Raw genomic sequence first — 1,293 nt, forward strand, 5'->3', positions numbered from 1 at the left:
GGGCTAGACAGGCTTGTTGCTGCTCGCTCTTGACAGGTACGTCCCGAATATGGGGTTGTTGCGCTGCCACCCATATCGCCTGCGCATCCCGGGCATCGGTCTTGTCGCGGATCACAAAGGGCTTTACTTGCTTAGGTGGCAGCAGCTTGACCTGATGTCCATGCGCTTGTAACGCGCGACCCCAATAGTGGGCGCCGCCACAAGCTTCCATCGCCACTACGGCAGGTTGTCGATTGGCAAAGAACTGCGTTACCTGGCTACGCTTGAGCTTGAGGCGCTTCTCCTCTCCGGTGTCGGCTTCTACGATATGGACATGAAACACGTTCTTTGCAATGTCCATTCCAATGACAGGCAGTTCTGCGGTACGCTTCATGATGGAGCCTCCAGCTCAGGTGGTGAGAACGTATCTCCACTTTGGCACATCGATGCCGTTGCTGCGAGGCTCCCCTCGCTTACGCATCTGCCCCTGCCGGGGGGAGACGTCCATACCATCTGAAAAAGTCAGGAGAAATTAGGCTGGTGCATCAGTTGGCGGGAAGGAATGGCTGAGCCGATGCAAGATTTTGCGCAAGTTGTGTCCGGCAGCGCAAAGGATGGCATTCATGGCATCGCCTACGGCAACTTTGAGGAAGTTGCGACCGAGGCGACCGTCAGCCTTCACATGTCCGATAACCGGTTCAACGGCATTACGTCGCTTAAGCCGATTTTTAATCAAGTTGGTCACGCCTCGTTTCGCTCCGGCTATCCACACCGTCAAACGCTGCGGCCGATGCCCCTTGTAGCCGCGATCGACCAATGCCTGTTTGGGTGCGATGCCAGTCAGGTTGACCGTTTGCTCGATGGCCGCTTCGAGCGTGTGCCCGTCATAAGGATTGCCTGGCAGTGACTGCATGCCTACTACGAAGTTATCGCGGCTAGTCGTGACGACGCTGACTTTGACGCCGAACTCATAGTGTTTGTGCGCCTTGCCTTTGGCGATGCATTCCACTTCAGGAGCATGCACGCTATAGACCTTATCCTTGTCGTGACGCTGCTGTGCATGAATCCGATGACCTATGTTGAGCCAATTCCGGAAGCGGTCTTCCAGGGCAGGTGCTGCTTGAATCTTGCGTTCAATATCACGCATGACCCGTCCGGGATAGGTGCGTAGCCGCCTTTGCTCGCGTCGTGCTCGTTTCATCTGACGCGCATGTGCATAACGTGCGTTCATCACCAACGCTTGTTTGCCAAGGCGCTCATAGCTTTGTCGCAAACGCATACCAGCCTTCTTCGCTTCTCGCACCAAGACAGCAC

At 55.8% G+C, this 1,293-nt stretch carries 2 protein-coding genes; both read right to left on the minus strand.

Annotated features, from left to right (window positions below):
• The coding region (locus IGW03_RS37645) for an IS110 family transposase (RefSeq protein WP_194727483.1) at positions 1-373 on the minus strand (373 nt) is incomplete at its 3' end.
• A 138-nt stretch (positions 374-511) separates the two neighbouring features.
• Positions 512-1,293, minus strand: a 782-nt coding sequence (locus tag IGW03_RS37650; protein WP_194727484.1) for an IS5 family transposase, incomplete at its 5' end; no start/stop codon positions are given.

The sequence above is a fragment of the Noviherbaspirillum malthae genome, from assembly GCF_015352985.1.
GTDB lineage: Bacteria > Pseudomonadota > Gammaproteobacteria > Burkholderiales > Burkholderiaceae_D > Noviherbaspirillum > Noviherbaspirillum malthae.